Origin of the sequence: Anaerotruncus sp. 80 (assembly GCF_009936115.1) — a bacterium.
Lineage (GTDB): Bacteria > Bacillota > Clostridia > Peptostreptococcales > Anaerovoracaceae > Senimuribacter > Senimuribacter intestinalis.
In genome coordinates, this window is sequence record NZ_QWES01000012.1 from 46,485 (window position 1) to 68,458 (window position 21,974).

Annotated in this window: 11 protein-coding genes and 1 riboswitch; of the genes, 8 read left to right on the top strand and 3 right to left on the bottom strand. The window is 46.4% G+C overall.

From position 1 onward, the window contains the following. Positions 1–132: 132 nt before the first annotated feature. Complete coding sequence (locus D1155_RS07335; RefSeq protein WP_160201742.1) at positions 133–1,752, bottom strand: PucR family transcriptional regulator; 1,620 nt, start codon at positions 1,750–1,752, stop codon at positions 133–135. Between the two features lie 256 nt (positions 1,753–2,008). On the opposite strand from D1155_RS07335, the gene D1155_RS07340 reads away from it, so the two are divergent. The 3 genes from D1155_RS07340 to D1155_RS07350 are packed head-to-tail and all read left to right on the top strand — an operon-like array spanning position 2,009 to position 5,396. Then, positions 2,009–3,298 carry a cytosine permease gene (locus tag D1155_RS07340; protein WP_160201743.1) on the top strand — a complete coding sequence of 430 codons (1,290 nt, stop codon included), beginning with the start codon at positions 2,009–2,011 and terminating at the stop codon, positions 3,296–3,298. 3 nt (positions 3,299–3,301) lie between these two features. After that, on the top strand, positions 3,302–4,243 hold the full coding sequence (locus D1155_RS07345) for an aminopeptidase (protein WP_160201744.1): 942 nt from the start codon (positions 3,302–3,304) through the stop codon (positions 4,241–4,243). A gap of 28 nt (positions 4,244–4,271) precedes the next feature. Then, positions 4,272–5,396, top strand: a complete 1,125-nt coding sequence (locus tag D1155_RS07350) for a DUF917 domain-containing protein (protein WP_160201745.1) — start codon at positions 4,272–4,274, stop codon at positions 5,394–5,396. A 61-nt stretch (positions 5,397–5,457) separates the two neighbouring features. Here the strand turns inward: D1155_RS07350 and D1155_RS07355 are convergent, their stop codons facing one another. Beyond that, positions 5,458–6,138, bottom strand: a complete 681-nt coding sequence (locus D1155_RS07355; protein WP_160201746.1) for a TIGR00266 family protein — start codon at positions 6,136–6,138, stop codon at positions 5,458–5,460. A gap of 145 nt (positions 6,139–6,283) precedes the next feature. Here D1155_RS07355 and D1155_RS07360 point away from each other — a divergent pair, with 145 nt between their 5' ends. From D1155_RS07360 to D1155_RS07370, 3 genes are all read left to right on the top strand, one after another. Continuing rightward, positions 6,284–7,933: a glutamine--tRNA ligase/YqeY domain fusion protein gene (locus D1155_RS07360; protein WP_160201747.1), complete on the top strand. Its 1,650-nt coding sequence runs from the start codon at positions 6,284–6,286 to the stop codon at positions 7,931–7,933. A 13-nt stretch (positions 7,934–7,946) separates the two neighbouring features. Beyond that, positions 7,947–8,279, top strand: a complete 333-nt coding sequence (locus tag D1155_RS07365; protein ID WP_160201748.1) for a cupin domain-containing protein — start codon at positions 7,947–7,949, stop codon at positions 8,277–8,279. A gap of 149 nt (positions 8,280–8,428) precedes the next feature. Then, a complete protein-coding gene (locus D1155_RS07370) occupies positions 8,429–9,226 on the top strand; it encodes a hypothetical protein (protein ID WP_160201749.1) in 798 nt (265 codons plus the stop codon). 344 nt (positions 9,227–9,570) lie between these two features. Here D1155_RS07370 and D1155_RS07375 read toward each other — a convergent pair whose 3' ends face one another. Further along, positions 9,571–10,977 (bottom strand): basic amino acid/polyamine antiporter, encoded by a 1,407-nt coding sequence (locus D1155_RS07375; RefSeq protein ID WP_160201750.1) that lies wholly within the window; start codon positions 10,975–10,977, stop codon positions 9,571–9,573. A gap of 138 nt (positions 10,978–11,115) precedes the next feature. On the opposite strand from D1155_RS07375, the gene D1155_RS07380 reads away from it, so the two are divergent. Both D1155_RS07380 and D1155_RS07385 read left to right on the top strand, forming a co-directional pair. Further along, complete coding sequence (locus D1155_RS07380) at positions 11,116–11,823, top strand: A24 family peptidase (protein WP_160201751.1); 708 nt, start codon at positions 11,116–11,118, stop codon at positions 11,821–11,823. Positions 11,824–11,900: 77 nt separating this feature from the next. After that, positions 11,901–12,092, top strand: a riboswitch (cobalamin riboswitch). A 148-nt stretch (positions 12,093–12,240) separates the two neighbouring features. Further along, entirely contained in the window at positions 12,241–21,891 is a 9,651-nt protein-coding gene (locus tag D1155_RS07385; RefSeq protein WP_160201752.1) for a GLUG motif-containing protein, read from the top strand. The last annotated feature ends 83 nt before the right edge of the window (positions 21,892–21,974 follow it).

Below are 21,974 nucleotides of genomic sequence, written 5' to 3' on the forward strand. Positions count from 1 at the left end.
AATTGTTCGATTTTCAACGTTTTCAAAGTCGGTAAAAAGGGTTTCTTTTTACAAACAAAATTGCGATTTTGAAAACCATCTCTTAAAAAACTGAAAACTGGCAGAAAGATACATTGAGCTTCACGAATAAACCTACACCTCAAACAGCTCCGGATGGAGTCTGTAGCAGGCGATGGCCTGATACATGAGGTTGTTGGACAGAAAATCGTTGGTCTTGAAATTGGTAATTGCGTGAATTTTTGCCAGCCGGTATTGAATGGTATTTCTGTGGACGAAAAGCTGGCTGGCGGTAGCCTTGACTTCACAGCTGGCGTCCAGATAATAAACGCTGAGGGTTTCTAGCAGTGCGTCACTGTCAGCGTCCTCCAGCAGCGGCTTTAGAATGTTGCGGCAGATGCGGAAAGAATCATTCTTTTCGCGGCAGATGGTTTCGCATTGGTGGGCGAAGAGAATGTCACCGTAGGAGAATAATTTCCGGTCTGGGAAGATGGAAATGGCGAGAGGAATGGTTTCGCTGTACAGCAGATAGGTTTTGCGGGTTTCCTCTGCTTTGTTGTCACACGGGAAGAAGGAGATAGTATAGTTTGTGCAGAGCGTATCCAGCCGTTCTGTCATCTCCTGGAGATATTCCCTGTCCGTGTTGTCGGTGGAAGAGTACATAATGAAGCTGACGATGAGGGATTCATAGGTATCCACGATGACAGTTTTGCCCCAGTCTTCAGAGCAGGATTTAATCTGCTGCACCATTTCTCTCTGCAGGCGAAGTTTGCCCTGGGGCTCCAGACCGATGAGGGAAGGGCGCAAAAATACTGAAGTATTGATGGTGCGAATATCGATAGAAAGTTTTGTGGAAATCTGGCGCATTTTTTCCGAGTCGCCGTCCAGAATGGATGAAATCAATGAGTTTTCCAGAATGTTGTCTGCGTCCAGGCTCCAAAGCTTGGAGAAAATTTCCAGTAGTTCGACGACGTCGTACATGTCGTCCATAGTGAGAGAGCCGAATTCGTCGATGGCGTAAATCGAGAAGTTACGGTATTCAAAGACAGTGAAAGGCAGGCGAAAAATGCGCAGCACCCGTCCCTGCCAAAGACTTTCTGCGCCGTGGGAATCTGAACATCCAGTTTTTTCGTAAAGCTGGTGTATGTCAGAGGCTGTGATGTCGTTGGAAGCGGGATATTTGGACAGACAGACGTTGTTCATGACCGTATCAGAAAGAAGCACTGTGCACTTGAGCGAATCGCTGATAAGACGCAGCAGATTCGTCAGATTTTTGCGGTCCTCCGGCAGTCTCGAAAATAGGGCTACCACGTTATTAATCAGGTCTTTTTCTTTATTTTTTGCATGGAAAATCGCTTTATAAACATCATAAAGAACCTCCCGATAGAAGCAGTCTATCCGACCTTCGGGCATGATAATTAGGGGAAATCCAAGGCGGTCAGCAGTTTCAATGAGAGAAGGATGAATCTCTTTCAGGTAAATTCCTACGTAGTAAATCACTACGGCGGCGTCACCCAGACTGTGCATTTGCTCAATATGCTTGCACTGCAGCTCATAGTTATCTGCGATAGCGCGGAAAGAGGTCAGCGTCATGTCGCTGTCGTTGACCGGGGCTTCCAGCGAAAAGAGTTCGGCATCGTAAATTTCCAGTACAGAAACATTGTTGACGATATTGGAAAGCCCTTTATGACCTGCGATGACTTTGGCGCTGCGCAGAGAAGGGAGTTTCAGACAGTCGGAAACAGTAAGGCTCATTAGATTACCTCCATATTAATTGTAATGTCTATATTCTATTCCAAGGGAAAGGGAAACGCAAGAAATAATTGTAAATATAAATAAATAATCGTGAAATTTTTCCGTATATTCGCTGAGAAATTATTTCATGATTGTTTACGTGCATAAAAATATAAAGACTTTTTCCGCAATTATGCCAATGACAGGGGATATCCCCTGCTGCTATACTTACTACAACGCAATAATACCTTTGTTTATCCTGAAAGGAGGAAACGATATGGCTGAAGCAAAGAAAAGTCATGTTGAAACCATCACGCTGGAACAGGTTCCAGACAGTGAGAAAAAGAGCTGGCCGTCCATTGCCTTTATCTGGGCAGGAAATGTCATTTGTGTACCTGCGCTGATGGTAGGCGCTATGGTATCGGCTGGGCTGAATTTTAAAGATTCCATTTTGGCGATGTTTATCGGCTACGGAATCGTCGTAGTGCTGATGATGTTAATTGCAGCGCAGTCTGCACAGACGGGAAGACCGACTGTAATGGCAGTATCAAGAGCGCTGGGAGACAGAGGATCTCAGTATACCTTGTCTCTGATTATCGCCATTTCTATGATTGGATGGTACGGCTATCAGACTATTGTCTGTGCGTCTTCATTCTGCTCACTCATGCAGTCCAGTTTTGGTATCGCATTTCCTGAGTGGCTGGCATGCGTGCTTTGGGGCACTCTAATGCTGGTGACTGCTTTCTACGGCATTGGTCTGACAAAGATTCTCAACGTTGTTAGCGTACCACTTTTGTTCGTATTTTTGATTTATGGTGTGTCCATTGCCCTGGGTGATGGCGGAGCTGCTGTTCTGTCAGCGTATCAGCCGGAAGGTGGCGGTGGCATGATGGTCGGCATTACCATTTCTGTTGGTGGATTCATCTCTGGTGCGGCAACCTGCGGTGACTATAACCGTTACAGCAAAGACGGAAAAAGCGCTGCGCTGTCCTGTCTATTTGGCGTCATCCCTGCAGGCGTTGGTGCGCTGGCATGCGGTGCAATTCTTTCCATTTGTTCCGGCGATTCAGATATTACAGTAATGTTTGCCAATGTAGGTCTTCCGGCGGCAGGCATGCTGGTTCTGATTCTGGCAACATGGACAACCAACGTAGGAAACGCTTATTCAGCAGGTATCGCAGTCGTAGATATTTTTAAAATGAGAGATGACAGAAGAGCCATCGTGACAGCAATCTGCGGTATCATCGGGATTCTGTTTTCTCTGGGCGGTATCGTTTACTATTTCGTAGACTTCCTGTCCATTCTCAGCTATCTCATTACTCCAATCTGCGCCGTTCTGATTGCAGATTACTGGGTTATGGGTCGCGGCAAGGCTGAAGGCTGGGAGCCGTTCCCGGGTGTCAACTGGCTTGGCATTATCGCATGGATTTGCGGCGCGCTGACTACATATTTTGATAAATTCTTCATTCCGGAGCTTGTAGGTATTGCAGTAACAATCGTAGTTTACTGGATTCTCTGCACTGTAGTGAAGAATCCGAAATACAATCCATTTGTTAAGGAGACGTAAACTATGAATACTTATGAAGCAGCAAAAATTTCTATTGCATCCTGCATGGGCGTAAAAGCGGGAGAAAAATTTCTGATTCTTACCGATATCGAGCAGCTGGATCTTGCGAAGGAATTTGTAAAAGCAGGAAATGATTTGGGAATTGAAACGATTATGGCAGTGGGACCTGTCCATCAAGGCGGAGAAATGCCGCAGCTTTGTAAGGCGGCCCTCGACGAGGCGCAGGTGTGCATGATGATTACCACCGGCTCTTACACCCATACAAAAGGCAGAGCCGAAGCTACAGAAAGAGGCTGCAGAATTGCTTCCATGCCGGGCATCACCGAAGACATCGTAAAAATGACTTTGGGCGCTGATTATGATGAGGTAGAGCGCATCGGAAGTATCTTGGCAGAAAAGCTGACAAGGGCTGAAAAGATACATATTACAACAGAGGCTGGCACTGATTTAACCCTTTACTGCGGCGGCAGAAAAGGCATTGCAGATACTGGAAAACTGACAGAGTCCGGCGCCTTTGGTAATCTGCCGGCAGGCGAAGCCATGGTCGCGCCTATTGAAACAAAAGGCAACGGTGTGCTGGTGGTTGACGGCGTTATCGCAGATTTTAAGGTGATGGAAGAACCGTTGACCCTGACCTTTGCAGACGGCAGAATTGTGAAGACAGAAGGCGCTGACGCAGAGATGTTTGAGGAATTTGTCGGTCAGTTTGAAGACACTGCAAAGAATGTATGCGAATTCGGTATCGGCACCAATCCAACCTGTGAAATTATGGGCAATGGCCTGGTCGACGAAAAAGTGTTCGGCACCATTCATATTGCCTGCGGCAACAACTTGTTCATGGGCGGACAGCAGGACTGCGATATGCACTACGACATGATTATCAACGCACCGACTGTCTGGATTGATGACGAATGCGTGATGGAAAAGGGAAAACACGTTTATTAAAGAGAAAATAGATTTGAGAGGTAAAAAAATGGCAAGAGAATTAAGACGTGAGGAACTGACAAGTATTGTTTACGGCTCCAGCTTTTATGGCGGTGGCGGTGGCGGTAGTGCTGAAGAGGGATTGGCGCTGATTGAAGCTATGTATGCGGAAGACCCTGATGCATTTATCAAAATGATTGATATTGTAGAGATGGAGGACGATCCAAATGTTGTTTCCACGATGATTGCAGCGCTGGGCTCTCCGGTAGCAACCAAGGGCAGAACTTTCCAGGACGAATCTGTCAACGCTGTAAAGGGGATGAGCGAAGAAGCAAGATTTTTGGGCAAAGAATTGAAATATGTGTATTCCGGCGAAATGGGCGGCGGAAACACCATGCTTCCACTTTACGCAGCTTGGAAATGCGGACTTCCGATTATCGATACGGATGGAAACGGTCGTGCCGTTCCGGAGCTGAATACAGGACTTCTGCCGGTACACGGCGTGCCGACCAGTCCGGTTATTTTAGCCAGTGAAGCTGGTGACACCATCGTTGCGAGGACAGAAGATCCGATGGATGGCGCCGCCTGTGAAAAAATCGCAAGATACATGTGTCAGGCATTCGACCAGGGCATCGGCTTTGCTGCATGGATGATGAACAAAGACCAGCACAAGGATGCTTCCGCACTGGGCCAGATGACCCTGGCAATTGAAGTGGGCGATGTTCTGATGAAAACGCCTGCTGCAGAGGCTGTGGAAAAACTGCAAAGCTACTTTGGCGAGAAAAAAATTCCGTTTAGTCCAATCGTGTCTGCAGGAACCATTGTGGATATTCAGATTGACTCAGCAGGCGGTTTTGATACAGGTGTGACGACGGTTCGCGCAGATAACGGCGAGGAATTCAAGGTTGTATTCCAGAACGAGAACCTCTACGTGGAAGCTGGCGAAAAGACGCTGGTTACCATTCCGAGCATCATTTCCACTTTAGATTTGAGCGACGAAAAACACGCAGTTCCTGTATCCAACAGTGAAACCTACGTGGGACAGAGAATTGCACTGACCGCAGTGAAAGCAGACGATCGCTGGTACGACATGCCGGAATGCTACGAATGCTGGAACGAAGTCATGGTCAGCGCCGATTACAGAAATGCAAAACCGGAAGTGAAGTTCTGGTAAATAGAGTATAATAAAAAGGGCGGAAGCGAATTCCGTCCTTTTTATTGTAATATGCGATTGATTAATTGCTGGTTACAATAAACGGATTGATAGCGCCTGCGACTACGTTAATTGGCATGGTCTGCAGGATGATTTTTCCTGGTCCTTTTACCAAAGTGTTGAAAATGCCTTCGCCGCCGAAGAGCATGTTCTTTACGCCCGGAACGGAGACAACCTCAATGGAGCAGGTGGAATCCATAGCAGCCAGATATCCTGTGTCTACGACCATGGACTGACCGGCCTGCAGATTGTATTCTACTGCGTAGCCGTCGATTTCAATAAAGGCAGTACCGTGACCTGAGAGCCTCTGCATGATAAAGCCTTCGCCGCCAAAGAAGCCAGCGCCTGCCTTTTTCTGGAAAAATATGGACAGTTCTATAGTGGATTCGCTGGCGAGGAAAGCCTTTTTCTGTACAACCAGGTCATTGCCCGGGGTGATTTCTACAGCTTTGATGGAACCTGGGAAACTAGACGCAAAGGCAATCTGTCCAGGACCTCCCTGTGCAGTGTATCGATTCTGGAAAAGGGTTTCGCCGGAAAACATTCTGCCGAGGGCTTTTCCGATACCGCCGTTGCTCGTAGTTTCCATCTTCATGTTCTGGGTCATCCAGCTCATGGCGCCGCTTTCTGTGATTAAGGTTTCGCCTGCTTCCACGTCGCAGATGACAGCAGGAAGCGGTTCACCGACAATATTATATTTCATTGCTTCAATCTCCTTTCACAAACATGTTCGTAACTTTTATTTTAGCAGAGACGGAAAGTGCTGTAAAGGTGAAAAATTTGTTTTGAATTGGGATATAATTATGGTATACTAAGTCTATTGATAACAATATTTGGAGGAAACAACTATGACAGAACCTGTTTCAACGAATTTTATTCATAGCATTATTGATAAGGATTTGGAATCGCAGAAGAACGGCGACAAGGTATATACCCGTTTTCCACCGGAACCTAACGGCTACCTGCACATCGGGCATGCTAAGGCGATTTGCATCAATTTCGGAACCGCTGAGAAGTACGGCGGTATGTGCAACCTGCGCTATGACGATACCAATCCGGTCAAGGAAGATGTAGAATATGTCAGTGCAATCGAAGAGGATATTCACTGGCTAGGCTTTAAGTGGGATAAGCTCCTTTGGGCATCCAACTACTTTGACAAGATGTACGAGGCAGCGGTCGAGCTAATCAAAAAGGGCAAGGCTTATGTCTGCAGCCTGAATGCTGAGCAGATTAAGGAATACCGCGGCACTCTGAAAGAGCCGGGCAAGGAGAGTCCGTGCAGAAACCAGAGCGTGGAAGAAAACCTGCGTCTCTTTGAGGAGATGAAAGCGGGTAAGTTTGCAGACGGCGAGCGCGTGCTTCGCGCGAAGATTGATATGGCATCGCCTAATATCAATATGAGAGACCCTGTTATTTACAGAATCGCCCACAGCCCGCTGCATCACAACACGGGAGATAAATGGTGCATTTATCCAATGTACGATTTTGCGCATCCGATTGAGGATGCCATCGAGGGTATTACGCATTCCCTGTGTTCTTTGGAATTTGAGGATCATAGGCCACTTTACGAGTGGGTGCTGAAGGAGGTCGGCTGGTGGGAAAACCTGCCGCAGCAGATTGAATTTGCAAGACTGAACATTACCAATACCGTGATGAGCAAGCGCTACCTGCGCAGCTTTGTAGAGGATGGCGTGGTAGACGGCTGGGATGATCCGAGAATGCCGACTTTGGCAGGGATGCGCAGAAGAGGCTATACGCCGGAATCCATTCGCGATTTCTGCGAGAGAGTAGGCGTTGCAAAATCCAACAGCACAGTGGACATTTCCCTGCTGGAACATTGCATTCGTGAGGACCTAAAGACCAAAGTACAGAGCAGAAATGTGATTGAAAATCCGATTAAAGTCATAATCACCAATTATCCGGAAGATAAGACTGAGATGATTGAACTTGAAAATAACAAAGAAGTGCCGGAGATGGGTGTGCGTGAAATTCCGTTTTCCAGAGAACTTTATGTGGATGGTGCAGACTTTATGGAGGTGCCGGCAAAGAAGTATTTCAGACTGTTCCCGGGTAACGAAGTTCGCTTTAAGGGCGCATACTTCATCAAGTGTGAAGAGGTCGTCAAGAACGAAGACGGTTCCATCAAGGAACTGCGCTGTACCTATGATCCGGAAACAAGAAGCGGTAGCGGGTTTGAAGGTCGCAAGGTCAAGGGAACCATTCACTTTGTAGACGCGAAGACTGCAGTTAAGGTAAAGATTCGCAACTACAGTTACCTGATGGTGCCGGATGAAAATGGCGAGAATGTTCTCAATCCTGATTCTATTGAGGAAACCTGGGGCTACGCTGAGCCTTCTTTGGCGGGGGCGGCGCCGGGCGAGCGGTTCCAATTTTTCCGTCACGGCTATTATGTAGCAGACAGCAAACTGACGACAGATACTGAAAAAGTCTTCAATCGGATTGTCGATCTGAAGAGTTCCTGGAAGCCTGCAAAATAAGGAGAAACAGAAAATGAGCGGCAAGATGAAAAATATCGAAAAATCCAAAGTCCTGGCGCTGGCTGAAGAAATTGAGTATCAGCAGGGACAGGTAGTCAGTAAGACACTGATACAAAACGATGCGGTGAGCTTGACGCTCTTCGCCTTTGAGAAGGACGAGGAAATCAGCACCCATGAGTCCGGGGGCGACGCCATGGTAACGGTGCTTGACGGAACCGGACGGATTACCATAGATGGAGAAGTCTTTGTCGTGGAATGTGGGCAGACCATCGTGATGCCTGCAAAAACGCCCCATGCAGTATATGGGCAGGAACGCTTTAAAATGCTGCTGACTGTAGTATTTTAGAGTTTAGAGAAGGCTGAAACCCCTTTGCGCCTAAAACCCGCAAGGGGGTTTTCTATCGAGGTTAAAATGGTTTTTATTTACATTTATGGAAATAAAATCTTGCACTTGAAAGGGGATTGTGGTATCATGGTAGAAAAGGAGGTGTGATTATGGGAGCATTCTTAGATTTGGTAGAAGAAGAACTGAAAGGGCAGCGAAGACTGCTTTATCAAAGCGAGCGGGCGCGTGCACGTGCGCCGGAGGGCTATTTGAAAAGCAGACCGCGGAAGAATGGCGTGGCGTTTTACGCGTGCAGGAATGAAAATGGAAGAAGTTGTGCAGAAAATATCACAGATGATTTTAAACGAATAGAACGGCTTGCGAAGAAAAAACTGAATGAAGAAATATTTCGTACTACAGAGAAAAATATTGCAGCGCTGGAGGCACTGCAGAAAGCCTATAGAGAAAATCAATTAGCGGACCTAATTGGGAGATTTCCTCAAACTTATAGGGACGCATTTAAGTATGTAGGAATGAAGAGGGTAACAACAGAGGAAAACCAGCCAGTTCAGTTGAATTTTGATGAAAAATATCATATCCATGAAACCGCTTGTGGGCTATACGTTCGATCAAAATCGGAGGTGATTATTGTGAATACTCTTGTTAAATATGGAATTCCCTTTTTCTATGAAAGGAGATTTCCTTACAAAAATAACAGAGGTTATTATTTTGAACCGGACTTCACCATTGAACTTCCTGATGGAAGATTTATTATTTGGGAACATTTAGGACTTTTAAAGGACGAGGAATATAGCATTCGCACTGGTGAAAAGCTAATGCTGTATCAGAAGTATGGTTTTTTAATCGGGCGAAACCTGATTTTGACGCAGGATGATGAAAAGGGGAACTGCAGCAGTAAATATATCGATGAAATTGTAAGGACGCAACTGCTACCCTACTTCAGATAGAGTTTTGGTTTTTGCAGATTTGACACTTTTGGTAAAGCTTTGATATGGGTGTGTCATTTTTTAGAATCTGGTTTTTGGGGAAGTGACACAATGCAATGAATTAGCTGGAGATAGTGTCATAATTTTAAGGTTGAAGTGCATAGTTACCGGGAAAAACTCAGAAATGAGAGATTTTGGTTGTGGTATAAACTGAAGGAAATACATTTCATATAGGAGAAATCTCTCTATTCAATTGAAAAGTGACACAATGGTAATAGAATTAAAATAAAAGTGCCATTTTATCGATTACACGATTTTTAAAAATGACACTTTAAGTTAAGTTTTGAACGAAAGTGTCATTTCGCCTAAAACCACACCAAGGAATACACAAATCCCGCCATGATGATGACAAAGACACCGACATCCAGTGCACTTCCAAAGAATTTTTCGTGAGACCCACGGCGAGCCCAGAAGTAGAACAAGGCACCAGGCGCAAACATCAGGGCTGAGATGATGATATTGCTGATACCTGTGGCGTACAGCATCCAGAAGCCGTAGATGACGCCAAGTGTAGAAATGAACCAGTCTTTGAAACCGGCAGTCCTGTGTCCGGTGCGGCTGTCTTCAAAGCAGGTTTTCAGGCAGTACAGGGCAGAGAGCACGAATGGAATCATAATGGCGCTGGTTGCCAGGGTATACAGCGCCTGATAGGTAGAAGACTGGAAATAAATGATAATCAGCAGCACCTGGATGATGGCTGCGGTGAGAAGCAGCGCACCGCTGGGCGCATGGCGCTGGTTTTCCTTCCGGAGAAAAGCAGGAAAGCAGCCCTGCAGGGCTGGCGCATAGGCGCTGTCGGCGGTAACAATCGTATAAGAAAACATGGCACCGGCGATGGAAATAATTACACCGATGTTGATAAGGGTTGCACCGAAAGGTCCGACAACATAGGAAAGAAGTCCAGCCATAGCAGGGTCGCCCAGAGAGGCAAGTTCGCTTCTTGGCATAATACCCATGCTGAGAATAGAAATCAGTACATAGAGAATCAGCAGTGACAGGAAGGAAAGAGTAGTGGCTTTCCCAGAGACAGCAGTCGATTTTGCACGGGCGGAAATGACGACCGCTCCCTCAATTCCCGTAAAAATCCAAACTGTAGTGTAGGTGGTTTCCAGCACTTGTTTGCCCAGGGAATAGCCGGTATCCTCGCCCATAAAATTGTCCAGAAAAATATCCAGATCAAAAGCACCGAGAAAAATAACAAATAGAATAAATGCAAAAATGGGGATGATTTTGGCGATGACGATAATCGTGTTAATAGTAACCGCTTCCTGCACGCCGCCCATCACAAGAAAAGTGAAGCCCCAAATCACAATAGATGCGCAGACGATGGAAGCCAGATTGTTGCCGCCGGCAAACAGGGGCATGAACTGACCTAGCGCAGCGAAGAGCAGAGTCGCAAAAGACACTTGCGATAAAATCGCGCTAATCCAATAGCCCCAGGCGGAATTAAATCCGATGTAAGCGCCGAAACCCTCTTTTGCATAGGCGAAAATGCCGCTTTTTAGAGAGGGTCTTACGATACTGAGCCTGTTGAAGCACATGGCAAGGCTGTACATGCCGATACCGGCGATGGCCCAGCCAATAAGTACAGAAAGAGTGCCTGCGCCGTTTCTTGCCATATCGCTGAACATGTTGAAAACGCCGCTTGCCAGCGTTGTACCGATGGCAAAAAAAGTTAGTTTAAAAAGTCCAAGACCTTGTTTGTCCTGCATGATAAATTCCTCGCAATCAAATAAAGTTACTGATACTATGTGCAGAAGGCGAATCGCTTATACGTAGAAAGACGCAGAAACTTGTTTTGCGAGATGCAATTTTGTGGTAAGATACCAAGTGAGAAAGAGAGAAAAAACATGACTGATACATTAATCATAATTATAAAATGTCTTGCGGCGATTCTGGTCGGCGTTTTCGCAGGAAACGGCGCAGTATATTTCTTTAACAAAATGCCGGCGCAGTGGCTTTGCGACTATGACGAGGAGCCATCCGATGCACTGAAAGATCCATATACACAGCGCATCAAAAGTTACCCATGGAAGTTTATACTTACCATGCTGTTTGTCGTCATCGATATTAAATTGGTAATAGACGATTGGCAGTTTGCGGTGGCGGCAGTTTGCAGTCTTTGGCTGCTTTTGGAGATTGCCGTGGCTGATGCGAAGTACCGCATTGTACCGGATCAGCTGGTACTGCTTCTTGCGGTAACCGCCATGGGATTTATTGCCTTTCATGATGGATGGAAAGACTGTTTGTATGGAGGGCTTGCCGGATTTGGTATTATGGGTGCCACTGCACTACTTGGCAAGCTGGCGTATTGCAGGGATACTCTTGGAGGCGGAGATATCAAGCTTTTTGCGGCGCTGGGTTTGATTGCCGGCCTTCGGGGAATACTGCTGATATTTGTGATGACTATACTCTTTAGTGCTGGGCATCTAATCTGGCTTCTTGTGAGAAAGAAAATCCAACGCACTGATACTGTTGCGATGGCGCCGTATATTGCACTGGCCGCGGCAATCCATTTGATTTTTTTGTGGGATTACATGCCGGTACTGCTCCTATAAAAGAGCCTTGACAATCTTCTCTGATAAGGGTAGAATATATTACAATTGAATAAAATGTCAGAATAATTTCGTGTTCTTTCCAAGACTTAAGTGTTTGTACTTCGTCTTGAGAAAGCTAAGATGGAAGCAGGTGAGAGTCCTGCGCGGTCCCGCCACTGTGAGACGTGAGTTCTGCCTATAATGCCACTGGAGCCAATATGGCTTTTGGGAAGGAAGACAGAACGGTTTAGCGTTGAGCCAGGAGACATGCACGAGAGGACAACTTGTAGATGTCGGAGGAACATTTAGAAGTATTTTTTGTACAGGAATACGGACTGTGAGAAAGTGGAGAATGCTTTTTTACAGTCTTTTTATTTTGTATAGATCACCGGTAAGGTGTTTAGATAAATGATGAATTGAAGAAAGAGAGGAAAGGACATGAGAAGAAAAACAGGGAACCGTTTTCTGGTAGTGTTTCTAATCGTGACGATGCTGATCAGTATGGCGCCGGCAGGCGTTTTTGCTGCAGATATACCAGAAGCACAGACTGTATCAGAGATAACAGGATCGGGTACAGAAGCAGATCCTTATTTAATTTCTGACGGGCAGCAGTTGTCATCGCTGGGTGGAACCACACTGACCGGCTGTTATCGTCTTACGGCGGATATCGATATGGAGGGTATCGATATGCGGCCGATTAACGGCTTGAGAAGCGGAACCTTTGACGGAGGCGGATTTGCGATTAAAAATCTCAGCATTACGTCTTCGGGAAATACCGGACTGTTTGCAGAACTGGGAAGCGGCGCAGAGGTTACCGGAGTAATGCTGGAGAATTGCAGTATTACCAATGCAGTATCCAGCGGCTCCGGCTATGGCGTTGGCGCACTGGCAGGAAAAATAAGCGGCGCTGCGAGTATCAGTAATTGCGGTGTTTTAAATGGAACTATTGTGTGTACCACCAGTCAGGCGGTTAATATGGGCGGTTTAGTTGGCTATATCGGAGATAATTGCACCATAGAAAGCTCCTTTGCAAGGGCAGAACTGACAGCGGGCAGCTACGCATACAGTTCTTCCTATCTGGGCGGACTTGTGGGAAATATCAGCGGCTACTGCAGCTGGACTGTGGCAGATTGTTATGCGGATGTTTCCATCGACACAAAAAACGGGTCAGGCGCGGGACTTATTGGACAGATTGGTAATTCGTACAGCGCATATACTCGTACTATAAAAAATTCTTATGCAGCAGCGGACATGGTAGGAAAAGATGCGTATCTTTATGGATTTGCCTATGCTGGATCTTCTTCTTGTGCTGTAGATATTGAAAACTGTTACTATGACAGTACGAAGTATACAGGAGATCAAGCAACAAATCTGAGATCGGCAGTTATTGAGGGAAAATCTACAAAAGAAATGGAGAGTCTTGCAGGACAACTGGGCGGCAGCTTTCAGAATCAGACGGGAAGCTATCCGATTCTGAAATGGCAGGATCCCAATGCTACTTACAGTATCACTCTGCAGTTAGTGCCGGAAAATGCTAAACTCATCTTTGACGGTGAAGAACAGCAAGAAAACGAAGACGGCGTGTACACCTTCTCATCTCTTCCATCAGGAAGTTCTCATTCTTACTGTGTGTCTCAGAGAGATGACATTACAGATTACGGCGACAGGGAAGGCACTATCGTCATAGGCAAAAAAGACATCACTCAGAAGATTACGCTGGAACAAAATGTTTATGATATGTCCTTCAGTCTGGCTCCGGGGGAAGCAGACCTTCTGGTAAAGGATGCTGATGGAGAAGCTCTGACGCCAAAGGATGCACAGAAGCACATTTACGAAGTAGTAAACGGTACGTATACCTATGCAGTGAGCTCCTTTGGCTATGCTCCGAAGGAAGGCGAAGTCACAATTGACAGAGCTGCAAAAGAGACGGAAATTGCGTTAAAAGCAAACCCTATATACACAGTTACTTTTAATTATGACGATGAGTTCTACGGACAGGAAATTGAAAATGGCAAATTGACCGTAACAGCAGGTGATAGGTCAATAGAGCCGGAAACCGATGGCTTGACTTATAAATTGCCTGTTGGATACGACTACAGCTATAATTTTAGAAGCAGTAATTATGCGAAAGTAACAGGCGAAATCAGTCTAGCGGAAGAAACAGCTGACGGTACAAAAACTATCACCATTCCGCTGACCGCAAAGACTGCCTGGGGTGGCAGCGATGATGTGGAAGCGCCTAATAAAAATGCAGACGGCTTCTATGAAATTGCAAGCGGAGCAAATTTGGCATGGCTGGCACAGGAAGTCAACGGCGTTTATAACAGCAGAATGCAGGTCATTCTGACAAAGGACATCGATTTAGGAGAAGAACAGTGGACGCCGATTGGAAGTTCCAGCAGCAGAACGTTCAAGGGGGTCTTTGACGGCAACGGACATACGATTTCCGGACTCTTTATTGATTCTGAAAGCAGTTATCAGGGGCTATTCGGATATGTCAGTGAAGCAGAGATAAAAAATTTGACCATTAGCGGAAGTGTAAAAGGCGGAGACTATACAGCAGGCTTGGCAGCGCAGACAGGGGCTAATACTGTAATAGAAAATTGTCTGAGCAGTGTTAATGTAAGCGGTAAAGGGCATGTCGGCGGTTTAGTCAGCTATGTCGGCGGACGCATGCTGACAATGACGGGCTGCGCACATCTAGGAACTGTCAGCGGTAATGGCTTTAATGTTGGAGGTCTGGTTGGCAGAATCTATTATGCAACAACGATCACAGATTGTTACCATAGAGGTGATGTGATTAATACAGTAGGTCAGACGGGCGGTTTAGTTGGATTGATTGACGACTACAGCGCATCGGTGACCAACTGCTATACTATAGGAAACGTGATTTCAACAGGCTCCGATACACACCCTGCAGTGGGAAAGAAAAATTCTGGAGCGGTTAGCAATCTGTATTATCTGGATATTGTCGGAAGTGACACCAATGCAGAAGCAAAGACCGATGCGGAATTAAAATCAGGTGATTTTGTGGCGCTCTTGGGATCAGGGTTCCTAAAAGATATGGAACCACAGATTAACGATGGATATCCGATTTTAAGCTGGCAGGATACCACGCCAAGATACCAGGTAGTGTTATCGGTGGAGCCTAAGGACGCACAGCTGATTTTAAAAGATGCTGAAGGAGAAACCGTTGCAGCAGCAGATGAAAAAGATGGAACTTACACTTATTCCCTGACAGAAGGAGATTACAAATATACGGCAGAAGCCTTCGGAAAAACTACTGAAACTGGAACCATTCACGTGACGGCGGAAGCTGGTGAAACCGGCATCTCAGAGAATATCATTCTGCAGGATGCACTGCGCTATCGTGTAACCTTTATGGGAATCCCTGACGGTGTGACAGCGGTTATCACGGTGATGAACGGCGAAAATATCATGGCAGCAGAAGAAGATGGAAGCTACCTTTTGCCGGAAGGAACCTATACATATACCGTAAAGGCAAAAGGCTATGCAACCGTCAAAGGAACCATATCCATCAAAGACAGCGATACTGCTGTACCTGTCTTTATGGTGATTTCCACTGCCTGGGACGGGGAGTCAATGGATGAACCGGTGCAGAAGGATGGCGTATATCAGATTTCTACCGGAGAAGAACTGGCGTGGTTTGCAGCACAGGTCAATAACGGAACCGGCAAGAATTATGATGCGGTTTTGACCGATGATATCAATCTGGGCGAAAATCTTTGGCAGCCTATTGGCACGACAAGCTGTAACTATGCAGGCACTTTTGATGGTGCAGAGCATAAGATTACTGGTCTGAAAGTCGAAAAAGACAGCAATTATGCGGGACTTTTCGGTTATATCAAGGGTACCAGCAGTAAACATGCGGTGATTGAAAATCTGACAATAGAAGGCGACGTCAGCAGCAGCTACGGCTTTGTGGGCGGAATCCTGGGTTATGGTGATTATGTTGATATAGTAAACTGCCATAACTATGCAAATGTTACGCTAACAGCAACTGCCTATAAATATTATGTCGGCGGTATTGTAGGTGAAGTGGAAGACGGAAGCGTGGAAAACTGCTCTAACTATGGAACCATCAGCGGCAGTCAGGCAGAAAAGATCGGTGGCATTACTGGATATAACTATTATGCAGTCGTATCTTCTTGTTATAATGCAGGCGAAGTTTCCGGAAAGCAAAATGTAGGCGGCGTCATCGGTCATGCCAATGGCAAAGTTTCCGACATCTACAACACAGGCACAGTTACTGGTACCAGCGGCAATGTGGGCGGTCTGGTCGCTTATGCAGCTGCTGACATTGAAAAAGGCTATACCATAGGACAGGTAAATGGCGGAAACGCAGCCTTTGGTACAGTGAGCAGTTACAGTGCTTCTATAGCGGATATTTACTATCTGAATACCCTTTCTGCAGACAGCAAGGCGCAGGCAGTAAGTGCAGCGCAGCTGCAGGAATTGGCGGATACATTGAACGGTGACAGGCAGCCGGTACTTTGGAAAACTGCAGCGGGCACTAACGATGGATATCCAATCCTGGCTTGGCAGAAAGCAAGTGAACCAGAGGCTCCGATCACCCTGGAAGCGGCACAGAATGTAGCTTGGGAAGCTTTTGAGGAAAGGTACCTTAATCCTGACAGCCTGGAAGAAGGTATGATGCGTCTTCATCGGCAGGTCGTAAGATGGGATAAAGTAGCCCATGCAGAAAGCTATACTTTATCCCTTTGGAGGGAAGGCTTTGTATGGAAAAATCTATCGGAAGAGGAATTGGCAGAATTTCGCAGTGAAGCTTTAAATGCAAGACAGAAACTGATGTGCATTGATGAACAGAAGATTATTGATGCCATGACCGAAGCTGAATATGCCTTCTTTGAGCAGCTGGAAGATGCAGTACAGCAGGCAAAGGAAGCTGATGGAAAGACAGAAAGCGCTGAGAATAAACGGGCAGAATTTCTGCTGGGACTTGTGAACGATGGCAAGCATGATATCGCTCTGGGTTACTATGTGCCAGGAGTGGAGAAGATCAAGGATGTGTCAGGTGTCACTGAAGAAACGTATGATTTCAGCAAAGATATTATAGAAGCCGGTGAAGGGCGTTATTATGTAACAGTAAACCCTGTGGCAGAAGAGGATAGTAACTACGTAACACCTGAGATGATCCTTTTAGATACAGCGATGGCAGCTGATCTAAATGCAGAAAACGAAGATGCATGCTATAACCATTTGAGACAACCGTACAATCTGAGATGGGACGGCGCTGTCGCAAAATGGTCCTCTGACAGCGAAAAAGCGGATTTCCTTTCTTTGATTTTGTATGAGGTCACAGGTACTAAAGAAAATCCGACATATACCGTGCTGACGCAGGAACTTTTGGCGCCGGATGCTACCAGTGCCGATTTCGGCAGATATTTTACAGCTGATAAGCGATACGCTTTTGCAGTTCGTGCAGAATCGGGACAAAACGGCATGATTGCGGGCTACGCTATGAGTGCGCAGTCTGCGTACAGCCCTGAATATGTGGTTGGAAATCCGGAAATTCCGGGTGCGGATACAGATAGATCTGACTGGATTGCGATTTCTTCTGCAAAAGAGTGGATTGACCTTGCCAATGTGGAAGACAAAGCGGTAAGCCAGGAAGATAAGACCAGCCAGCAGACAATCGCTTGGGGCAAGAAATATTATCTGACAGCAGACATCGACTTCGCAGAACTTGCAGCAGCAGACCAGACAAAGACCAAGTCCATCGGTAACGTGACCAACCGGTTTATGGGAACCATGGATGGTAACGGATACAAAATCAAGGGGTTGACTTTGAGCAACAATGACGCAGGACTGTTTGCCTATATCGGTGCAACAGGGCTGGTATACGATTTAACCATCGAAAATGCCAACGTGCTGTTCTCTGACAATGCGGCAGTTGTGGCGCTGAACAACTTTGGTACCATCGCTTCCTGCGGTGTTATCAACTGTAATATTACTGCGGATACTGGTGCGGTGCTGGGCGGTATGGTCAGCAGAAACTATGGTGTTATCAGAGACTCTTATGTGGAAGGCGGCAGCCTGACTTCTAACGCTAGTTCTGCAACCGGTCATGCTGGCTTTGTTGGTGCTAATGAAGAGGGGGCTGTCATTGAGCGGTGCTGGACTTCCATGGATGTAACCACGGGCAGCGAATATGCAGGCGGATTTTTGGGTCTGGGCTATGGCGGAACCATTCGTGACTGCTTTGCGCTGGGCAATGTTTCTGCAAGAAGCTACTCTGGCGGTTTTGTGGGAAGTTCTGTATTTGAAGGTAATATCTATGAAAATTGCTACGCTGCGGGTAAAGTGACTGTTGCAAGCGGCACCGAAGGTCATGGTTTTATCAGTCCGAGAAAGCCAGATTCGGCATTTTCGACCGATATCAGTGAAGAAGTGAAAAACTGCTACTATAGCAGTGAGTCTTTGCCGGATGATTATGCGCAGGCTAAAACAGCAGACGAGCTGCGTCAAAACGCTTTCCTGCGCCTTTTGGATCAAGGCAGAGGTATTTTTGCACAGGATAAAGAAAAGAACGACGGTATGCCATATCTGGTTGCTGTAAAGGCACCTGAAAAGGCAAAGACGACTGAGATTACAGTAAAGATTGCGTTAGCGGTTTACGACAAGAACAGCTATACTTTCTCACAGCTGGGTGATGAAATTTCTGTTACTATGGACAGCAACGGAAATACACGAGTAGTCGATTTGATGGATGCTGCAGTGGAACAGGAAAAGCTGACCTATGCTTATAAAACGACAGAAACCTTCGGACGGTATATTCACACCATCAATGATTATGCTGTGGAATCTCCGGATGGTTGGATGTTTAGTATTAACGACAAGCTTTCCAATGTCAGCGCCTCCCTTGCTAATGTCAAGGACGGCGATAAGCTTTTGTGGTACGAAGGCACCACAGAAAATCTTTTCAAAGGACCGACCTGGGATGCTTTGACAAAGGGCGAAGCGATTGAATGGATTGATATTTCATCTGTTGAAGAACTGCAGGCTCTGGCGGCAAGCAGTGACGCAGATACGCTGTCAAAGAATTATCGTTTGACCTGTGATTTGGATTTTGCAGGTGCAGACTTCTCCGGCATTGGAAGTGGAAACACTCCGTTTACCGGCGTCTTTGACGGGCAAAATTATACTGTTTCCAATGTGAAAATAGTAGGCAGCGGAAACGGAACAGGTTTCTTCAATGTGATCTATGGTGCGACGATTAAGAATCTGCACCTTGTGAATGTGGATGTAACTGGAGAGAATCAGGTCGGCGGTCTTGTAGGTATTGCAGGTGCGCAGCTTGATAAAGAAGATGTTGCGAACAATAAGGCAAATCTGATTGGAAACTGCACGGTCAGCGGAAAAGTCAGCGCAGCTGGAAAGAATCCGGGCGGCGCAGGTGGTCTTGTAGGGCAGAACTGCAGCGAGTATGACAAAGATACGCTCTTTACTATTGCAAGTGCTATCGACAAGTGCAGTGCTGATGTTGCTGTGACAGGTCTTTACAAGGTCGGCGGTCTGGTCGGCGAAAACGGCGGTATCATTACAGAAAGTGCGGCTGTCGGTACAGTTACGGCAGAAAAAGGCGTATATACTGGCGGTTTTGTAGGAGATAACACCGGCGATATCTACAATTGCCATGCAGATGGCGATGTAACAGGTGAAAACCACACCGGCGGCTTTGCAGGATTCAGTGACGGAACCGTAAAGAACTGCTACAGTATTGGTACTGTTACTGGTACAGAATACACAGGAAGCTTTGCCGGCGCAATCAGCAAAGCAGACTTTGTCATCGGTGCAGGAAAGGTTATTGTAAATGGAACGTCGGGACAGGGTTATAATGCAGGTTTTGCAGGCGAACTAGGCGGTCAGCTTTCTGGTATGGCAAATCAGGTAACCATAAAGGATGCTTACGGAAACTGCGTAAGCGCAGATGGTGTGCTGAATATCTGCGGAAATCAGAGCAAGTTTACCGGCGAGGCAGAGAAGGAAAAACTAAGCGATATGACGCTTTCAACTATGAAAGACGTCAGTGAAAAGCTGTACGAAATGTTCGGCGTAAATCTTTCAATAAAGAATTTAGAGGATGAAGCGAAGAAATATGATAATTTATCGGTTTCTGAGTCTGTAGAAGCAGTAACTGTACTGACCCTTTTGAAAGAGGGAGAAACACCGGAAGAGGGGATTACAGCGGTCTACACTGTAGATAGTGCTTATGATAAGTATCTTGCCGGAGGTGAGAGCCTGACTTTGAGGATGAACAATGATACGGAAAAACCGATTATCATTCCGGTGGAACTGAAGCTGACTGACGAGGTAAACGGCACCTATACTAAGAAGATGACAGTAGTGCTTCCTGTCAGCGGTGAAAAGAGAGCTGCACTGATGGATGCAATCGCTGCCTCTTATGAAAAGACCAGTGATGGATGGACCGTAATGGATATGGCGGTTTATGAGACTTTAGAAGGAAAGACGGCAAAGACCGATGAAGAAACGCTGCAGAATGCACTGAACCTGCTGATTGCAGAGGCTGCCGGCGATGAGGCAACTGCTTCTGATCGAGCAAGACTGGAAATCGTGCTGCGCGCTATGGGTATTGACAGCAGCAAACTTTACGAAGTCAACAGTCTGACTCCGATTGACAACAGCAAGAAGCTGACTGCTATGGATCTTCTGCAGGGTGGCTATTACGGTGCGCCTTGGATTCTGCTTAGTGAATATCAGGGCAATGTAAAGTTGACCGATGGTCAGAGGGACGCTCTGGTACAGATTTTGAAGGACAACATGCAGGACGGACTGTTCAGCTATCAGTGGAATGGCGAGACCTACCACGATGTAGACACGGCAGCAGCAGCTTTGGCGGCTCTGGCACCTTACTGTGATACAGACGCAGAGGCGAAGGCGGTCGTAGAACAGATTCTTGCGGCGCTGAAAACGGCGCAGCAGGATAACGGTTCCTTTGGCAATGCCAATGCAGACGCTATGGTGATCATCGGACTTCTGGCAGCAGGTGAAAATCCATTTGCATGGAAAGCAGCCTCTGGCGCCAGCGTCGTGGATGGCATGCTGAGCTATGTCAACAAGGAAACACTGAAGTTTACCTACGGAGGCAGTGATAATGCTCTGGCGACGGAACAGGGTTTCCGTGCACTGATTGCACTGGAAAAGTATGACGGACAGAATGCGTACAACTTCTATGACTTTGGGAATGCAGCTGTTAGTCCAGGTCATGCAACCGGTCAGGGCACTGTAGAGGTACCGCCGGCACCGGATGACAGTCACAAGGATATCACCGTGTCTGTAAGCGTTGAGAGTCATAACGGTATGTGGCTGGAAAAGAAAACCGTCACCGTAAAAGAAGGCAGCACTGTTTACCATGCCTTTGTAAAAGCGCTGGACGGTAGCGGAATTACGCAGGTAGGCGCTGAAAAGGGCTATGTAAAGTCTATGACTAAAGACGGCGTGACCTTGGGAGAAATGACCGTGGGCGCAAATTCTGGCTGGCTCTATAAGGTCAATGGCATTTTGCCTGACAGGGGACTGACCAGTTGGGAAGTCCATGATGGTGATGAAATTCTCTGGTATTACACTGCTGATTATCAGAAGGATCCGTCAGCAGGCGGTATTATAGGCGGAGGTAACGGAGATGATACCGATATTGAAGATCCAGACACACCGCTTGACCCAGGTCCTGAAGCAGTAACAGGATTGATTTCCAAGATGAAGCTGACTGCGCGTTCTGCTAAGACCAGCAAGAAAAACGTGAAGGTTACTGTCAAGGCAGACAAGACCACAACCGAGGCGATTAAAGAACTGAAGGAAATGGGATATACTGTAAAATACATGTACTTCCGTTCCACAAAGAAGGCAGCGGGTTACAAGAGCATGCTGACAAAGACAGGTAATACTTACACCAATACAATTGGTAAGAAAGGTCAGATGTATTATTACAAGGTTCAGATCAGGGTCTATGATAAAGACGGAAAGCTGGTTGCAAAGACAGCGCTGAAACAGTGCAAATACGCAAACAGACTTTGGACAAAGAAATAATAACCGTATAATGAAAGGAGGACGCCAGACAGCGTCCTCTTTTTTTTCTAAACTTTACGTTTTCTTCGCACAAAGTGACAAGT